6 protein-coding genes are annotated in these 6,714 nt (G+C 54.3%); 2 read left to right on the top strand and 4 right to left on the bottom strand.

The genetic code is table 11. The features are described from left to right. On the bottom strand, positions 1–585 hold a 585-nt coding region (locus tag K5905_RS23915), incomplete at its 3' end, for a response regulator (protein WP_297588676.1). Positions 586–769: 184 nt separating this feature from the next. Between K5905_RS23915 and K5905_RS23910 the strand changes: the two genes are divergently transcribed. After that, positions 770–1,243, top strand: a complete 474-nt coding sequence (locus tag K5905_RS23910; RefSeq protein WP_297588674.1) for a hypothetical protein — start codon at positions 770–772, stop codon at positions 1,241–1,243. A 143-nt stretch (positions 1,244–1,386) separates the two neighbouring features. Here K5905_RS23910 and K5905_RS23905 read toward each other — a convergent pair whose 3' ends face one another. Beyond that, positions 1,387–2,106: a response regulator gene (locus K5905_RS23905; protein WP_297588672.1), complete on the bottom strand. Its 720-nt coding sequence runs from the start codon at positions 2,104–2,106 to the stop codon at positions 1,387–1,389. A gap of 198 nt (positions 2,107–2,304) precedes the next feature. On the opposite strand from K5905_RS23905, the gene K5905_RS23900 reads away from it, so the two are divergent. After that, positions 2,305–2,796 carry a hypothetical protein gene (locus K5905_RS23900; protein WP_297588670.1) on the top strand — a complete coding sequence of 164 codons (492 nt, stop codon included), beginning with the start codon at positions 2,305–2,307 and terminating at the stop codon, positions 2,794–2,796. Positions 2,797–3,021: 225 nt separating this feature from the next. Here the strand turns inward: K5905_RS23900 and K5905_RS23895 are convergent, their stop codons facing one another. Both K5905_RS23895 and K5905_RS23890 read right to left on the bottom strand, forming a co-directional pair. After that, on the bottom strand, positions 3,022–5,469 hold the full coding sequence (locus K5905_RS23895; protein WP_297588668.1) for an ATP-dependent helicase: 2,448 nt from the start codon (positions 5,467–5,469) through the stop codon (positions 3,022–3,024). Positions 5,470–5,650: 181 nt separating this feature from the next. Continuing rightward, a partial coding sequence (locus K5905_RS23890) for a methyl-accepting chemotaxis protein (RefSeq protein ID WP_297588666.1) occupies positions 5,651–6,714 on the bottom strand: 1,064 nt, incomplete at its 5' end.

Genomic DNA, 6,714 nt, shown 5'->3' with positions numbered 1-6,714 from the left:
GGAGGGGCCTATTTGACCGAGCATCAGCTCTATCAGCTGATCCCGGCTAAGGACATGTCCTTCCCGTTCCGCCATCACTTGAAGCAGATTGAATTCCGCCGGTGTCAGAAACACAAGTGACTTTTCCGCATTAAACAAATTGCGTGTTTTGCAATCCATGACCCAATTCTCAAAATGCAACTTACCTGTGTTTACAGAGGCCGCGACACCTGCCAGCTCAACTCTGCGGAACAAGGCCCTGACGCGCGCAACGAGCTCACGCGGATTAAATGGCTTGGGCAGATAATCATCGGCACCGACTTCAAGGCCGATGACACGATCGATATCGTCCCTTTTTGCAGAGACTATAATAATAGGAGTATTACTGCCGGCACGCAGGCGGCGGCAAATATTGATGCCGTCTTCACCAGGCAGCATGATGTCCAGGATGACAAGGTCCACCCGACTGCTTGTAAGAATGCGGTCCATTTCAGCGGCGTCTTTTGCCAGGGTTACCTTGAAGTCGTTGGCCATCAGATGCCGCTTGATCAAAAGGCTGATTTCAAGGTCGTCTTCAACAACTAGGATGTGGTGTGATCTGTTCATGCAGCGAAGTCTATGCGCGAACCAATCGGTATTTCATACAGTGCGTCTTTAGAATTTTGTTTCTCGACATTTCTATACACATTCGGGAAATATTTCGAAACTAACAGCTGTAAGGGATTGTTAACCATATTGTTTCAACGGTTACGAACGAGCGGGCTAAGAGGTACTTTTTAGGAGCAACGATATGATTTCATTCGACTCAATGCCCGTGATTCCACCTGGAGGATCAGCTCGCGACGTCGCCGTGAGCAATCTGACCGCCCAGGTTCAAGCCGGTGAGATTTCCGCCGGCGATCAAGATGCAATTCTGGAAGCTCTGGACGCAATGCACGCGGAGCGTGCGGAAAACGCTCCGGCCCCAGGCACCCCTCCCCCCTCGAAGGAAGAAGTACAAGCGAAATTTGAATCCCTGTTGTCGGATCAGGTCGATGCCGGAACCCTTTCACAGGAACAGGCTGACCATATGACGGAAATGATCGAGAACGGGGAACTTGGCCGCCCGAAAGGTCCTCCGCCTGCCAACGGCATTCCTCCTGAAATGATGGGAGAACTGATGAGCGCGGTTTTGGAACAGCTACAGAGCGGTTCCGTGTACACCGATCAGGGAGACAAGTCTTCATCAAGCGTCGGTTCAATGCTTGCCGATTTTAAGGTCTGAGGACCATCCCGGCGACTTGAGCTAGTAGAGGCGGACACCTATCCCCGGAAAGGTGATGCTAAGTGACGCCAATGTGCCACACCGTCCTCTCCATCAAACCGGCCCGCAACAAGTTGGGCCGGTTTTTCTGAAGTGCGCGCGTGTTATCGCTGTCGGGTTACAGGGGCGATAAACTCATACCCGCCGGAACGAACGGTTCGAATGAACATGTATGGCGCACCTGCCGCTTCCAGTTTCGAACGAAGTCGACTGATGAGAATGTCGATATTGCGGCCATTCGAAGGACCGATTTGACCGAGCATCAGTTCAATAAGCTGATCCCGGCTCAAAACATGCCCCTCACGCTCGACCATGACCTGGAGCAGATTGAATTCTGCTGGTGTGAGCGCGACAAGAGACTTTTCCGCGTTGAATAGGCTGCGGGCCCTGCAGTCCATGACCCAGTTCTCGAAACACAGATTTTCCGAGGTTGCGGATGTGGCAACTCCCGCCAGTTCAACTCGTCGGAACATGGCACGAACGCGCGCGATCAGCTCTCTCGGATTGAACGGCTTGGTCAAATAGTCATCGGCACCGACTTCGAGCCCGACGATTCGATCTATCTCGTCTCTTTTGGCAGAGACTATGATGATGGGAATATTGCCAATTGCGCGCAGCCGGCGGCAGATGCTGATTCCGTCTTCTCCTGGCAACATAATGTCCAGAACAATCAGATCCACGCGGTTTCCCGCAAGGACCCGGTCCATTTCAACGGCATCGGTTGCAAGCGTCACCTTGAAGTCATTGGCGACAAGGTGCCGTTTGATCAAAAGTCCGATTTCAAAATCATCTTCTACGACAAGGATGTGCTGAGATCTATTCATGAGGCGGTGTCTATGCGCGAACCAAGGTGGATTTGATACCTTGGTTTATCAGAAACATGTTTCTGGACGCTTCTATCAACTCCTCACGAAACATACCGAAAACAACCACCCGAATTGGCATAGGACAACACAAATTTATTCGTCTACAAAGTTGTCAAAAGTACTGATGTAATGATCCGTAACAGGAGCAGCGATATGATGTCAATCGGCTCAATGCCTTCGTTGCCGCACAAGAGATCCAAGCGGCACGAAGCATTCAGCAATTTGGCTGCCCGTGCGGAAGCCAGCACGATAAATCTGGAAGACAAGAACGCTTTCCTGGACCAGATGGCCGCCATGTATGAAGCACTGGTTGCCTTCTATGCAGACCACATCGCGGATCGCTCCCCCGCCGCTTTTTCCCCTCCCCCTTCAATAGACGAACTGCGCGCAAATTTTGAAGCCATGCTGGCTGATCAGGTTGACACAGGCACCCTCACCCCAGAACAGGCGGACCACTTGATGGGAATGTTCGAGGACGGTGAGTTTGGTGCCCCGAAGGCCTCTCAAGCGGAGGGGAATTCCATGAAGGCGGGGGACAGTCTGATGAAGACCGTATTGGCAAACCTGCAGACCGGTTTCGGTTACGACGATCGGGGCGATCAGCCGTCTCCCGGCGTCAAATCAATGCTTGCTGACTATAGAGTTTAAGAGTTCAACGAATGCCTGAGACCCCACCATACTCAGGCTAGGTTTCCTAAACGGTGGCAAATCGTGACCGCCCAAAAATATCGATTATCTACTATTTTAGGAAACCGGCCGGCCACAGAATGTGGCCGGCTTTTTCTTTTCGGCAAAGCCTTGCGGAGAAGCTGGACCACATCCCTCGATTGTCGGTTCATTTGTTGGGATGTGCTCAAGGTTATCGCCTGAAACTCAGTGCCGCTCAACAAAACTGTCGATAACTTTTTTCACTCCGGCTTTTTCAAAATCGATGGTCAGTTTGTTGCCTTCGATGGACTTGATGGCGCCGTAACCGAACTTGATGTGGAACACTCTTTCGCCAATCGAATAGTCGGACGGTGTTTCGCTTACGGATTTAGCCACCAGCTCGCCTTCGATCGTCAGAGGGCCCTGCCGTTTCATGCGGGCCGACTGATAGCCTCTGCCGCCTTCGGAAAAGCCGTCCGAGGACTGCCGCGCCCGCTGCGCACGCTTCCAGCCAGGCGTAGAATAGCTGCCGCTTTCGAACGGATCATTGCTGTCAAAGCGCGACGGTCCGTATCCGCCGCCGGCGTAACCGCCATAATTTGAAGACGCCTCAGCAATTTCGACGTGATCGGGCGGCAGTTCATCCAGGAAGCGGGAGGGAACAGTGGATTGCCAGAGCCCATGTATCCGCCGGTTCGAAGCAAAATAGAGCTTTGCCCGTCTCTTGGCCCGGGTGATGCCGACATAGGCAAGCCGGCGCTCTTCTTCCAAGCCCGCTCGTCCACTTTCGTCGAGAGACCGTTGGTGGGGAAACAGGCCCTCTTCCCATCCGGGTAGGAAAACGGTGTCGAATTCAAGCCCCTTTGCGGAATGCAATGTCATGATGGACACAGCATCGGTTGCATCCGCATTGTCACGGTCCATGACCAGCGCGATATGCTCCAGAAAGCCGGACATGGATTCAAACTCTTCCATTGACCGCACGAGCTCTTTCAGGTTGTCCAGACGTCCCGGCGCTTCCGCGGACCGGTCCTGCCGCCACATTTCGGTGTAGCCGCTTTCATCAAGAACGATCTCCGCCAGTTCGGTGTGCTTCAACTGATCGAGCTGGCGTCGCCAGCGTTCAAAATTGTCCAGCACGGTCTTGAGGGCATTTCTCGGCTTCGGCTTCAATTCTTCCGTGTCGATAAGCTGACTTGCCGCTTGCATCAGGGGAATACGCTCTGCTCGCGCAAGTCCGTGAACCAGCTTCAGCGTCGCATCTCCCAATCCCCGCTTGGGTGTGTTCACGATCCTCTCGAAGGCCAGATCGTCGGACGGTTGGACAACGCAGCGGAAATAGGCCATGGCATCACGGATTTCCATCCGCTCGTAAAAGCGTGGCCCTCCGATGACACGGTAATTGAGACCAAGCGTCACGAACCGGTCTTCAAACTCACGCATCTGGAAGGAAGCACGCACCAGGACCGCCATTTCATTGAGAGAGTGTCCCTTCGTCTGCAACGACTCGATTTCATCACCGATGGTGCGAGCTTCTTCTTCCGAATCCCAAACCGAGGCAACTGAGACGAGGTCATGGTCCGGCTCTTCGAAATCTGTAAACAGCGTCTTTCCCAATCGCCCCTCGTTAAAGGAAATCAGATGAGAAGCTGCGGCCAGAATATGGCTTGTCGAGCGGTAATTGCGCTCCAGGCGGATGACCACCGCCCCCTTGAAATCATGTTCGAAGCGCAGGATATTGTCGACTTCCGCACCGCGCCAGCCATAGATCGATTGGTCGTCGTCTCCGACACAGCACACATTCGGGTTGCCCTGGGCAAGCAGACGCAACCAGAGATATTGCGCAATATTCGTATCCTGATACTCGTCAACCAGCATATAGCGAAACCGGTTCTGATACTCTTTCAGTACGTCCGGCCGCGTTTTGAACAAGGTGATGACGTGGAGGAGTAAATCTCCGAAATCAGCTGCATTCAGGATCGACAGGCGCTCCTGATACTCCTGATAGAGTTTCCGTCCCTTGCCGTTGGCAAATGCCCGAACTTCGCCCTCGGGTACCTGGTCCGGTGTAAGTGCCCGGTTCTTCCAACCATCAAGAATGCCCGCAAAGGCCTTGGCGGTCCAACGCTTGTCGTCCAAGCCCTCGGCCTGAATGATCTGCTTGATCAAGCGTATCTGGTCGTCGGTATCCAGAATGGAAAAACTGGACTTGAGGCCAACCAGTTCAGCATGCTTGCGCAGGATCTTCACGCAGATCGAGTGAAACGTCCCAAGCCAGGCCATGCCTTCCACATTACCACCGACAAAACCGGCAATGCGCTCTTTCATTTCCCGCGCTGCCTTGTTGGTAAAGGTAACGGCGAGAATTTCCGACGGACGGGCCAGACCGGTTGCCAGAATATGAGCGATCCGCGTTGTCAGGACACGGGTTTTGCCCGTTCCTGCACCCGCAAGAACCAGCAACGGACCCTCGGTAGTTTCAACGGCGAGCCGCTGCTCGGGGTTCAGACCGGTCAGATAGTCCGGAGCGCGCCGCGCCGCCATGGCGCGCGCTGCGATCCCTCCCTGTGGCCCTCGTTCAGGTCTTTGAGGCACAGGGGCAGGTTCAGCACGTGTGCTGACCGGCTGAAAGGGATCGTCAAATGGATCGTCGTACCCGTCCGGGTCTGCCATGGTTTGCTGGTCCGAATATTAAAAGATCTTTCGGAGAACAATATAGCAACAAAACGTCAATAGCGAGACGGATATCAAGGAATTGGTGGGGACAGAATGGCTCCGGAAACAAGAAAAGACCGGGGGCGGGAGGTCCCCGGTCTTCAGAGTGACGTAAAGAACTTTTTGGTGCCCTGGTTCTTTACGCCGCCTCTTCCTCGCGAACTTCGTTCAGGAACCGGCTCACAGCATCGGAGAGATCGGAAGCCACCTCGCCAAGTTGTTCCGCCGACTGGCTCATTGTTTCAGATTGCTGGCGGGTCTGATCGATCGAACCCGAGACACCCGCAACATTGGAAGCTGCCGAAGACGCTCCGTCCGAAGCAAGCGTGATGCTCTGGGTGATTTCCCCTGTTGCAGCGTTTTGCTCATCGACAGACGTGGAGATTGTCTCGCTCACGGACCGGACTTCTTCAATCCTTTCAACAATCGACCGGATCGCAGCCACTGACTTCTGGGTCGAGTTTTGAACACCGGAAATCTGACTCGCAATCTCGTCGGTCGCCCGAGCGGTCTGCGTCGACAGTTCTTTCACCTCGGCCGCCACGACTGCAAAGCCCTTGCCGGCCTCACCTGCTCGCGCTGCCTCGATCGTTGCATTCAGCGCCAGCAGGTTGGTCTGCTCGGCAATTGCACGGATGATCTCGACAACTTCGCCGATCTTGTCTGCTGTTTCGGCGAGCAGGGAAATGTCGCGGTCCGCGGCAACTGCCGTCTCGGCAGCAGATGCTGAAATCTCCGTGGCAGTTGATGCCTGCCTCGAAATCTCGTTGATGGACGCGGACAGTTCCGCCGCAGCCGAGGCGACCGTCTGTACGTTGGTCGTTGCTTCCTCCGTAGCAGAATTTGCAGCCTGGGCGCTTTCATCGGCATGCATCGCGATTTTCACCATTTCACGCGCACTGCTTTTCATTCCGCTGGTTTCGTTTGAGAGCTGCTGCTGAATGGAGGAAACCGAGCTCTCGAAATGGTGGATTGCGTTTTCCAGCGTCTCGGATCTCTTGCGCCGCTGAATCCGGCCAGCCTCTGCTTCTTCTTCAAGGTGTTTCTGGCGAATGAGCTTTTCCTTGAACACTTCCGCCGCCCGAGCGATGTCACCAATTTCGTCCGGACGATCGGTATCCGAAACCTCAACATCCAACTCACCTTCAGCCAGACCGGCGATTGTATTCCGCTGGCGACTCAGCGTCTTGGTGATCGCCAGAA

This window comes from Roseibium sp. (assembly GCF_025698965.1).
Classification (GTDB): Bacteria; Pseudomonadota; Alphaproteobacteria; order Rhizobiales; family Stappiaceae; genus Roseibium.
This window is presented reverse-complemented; position numbering and strand designations above follow the sequence as displayed.

Excerpts from the sequence above, each read along its gene's own strand:
- K5905_RS23910 (WP_297588674.1), top strand. The coding sequence starts at position 770 with ATGATTTCATTCGACTCAATGCCCGTGATTCCACCTGGAGGATCAGCT.
- K5905_RS23905 (WP_297588672.1), bottom strand. The coding sequence starts at position 2,106 with ATGAATAGATCTCAGCACATCCTTGTCGTAGAAGATGATTTTGAAATC.
- K5905_RS23900 (WP_297588670.1), top strand. The coding sequence starts at position 2,305 with ATGTCAATCGGCTCAATGCCTTCGTTGCCGCACAAGAGATCCAAGCGG.
- K5905_RS23895 (WP_297588668.1), bottom strand. The coding sequence starts at position 5,469 with ATGGCAGACCCGGACGGGTACGACGATCCATTTGACGATCCCTTTCAG.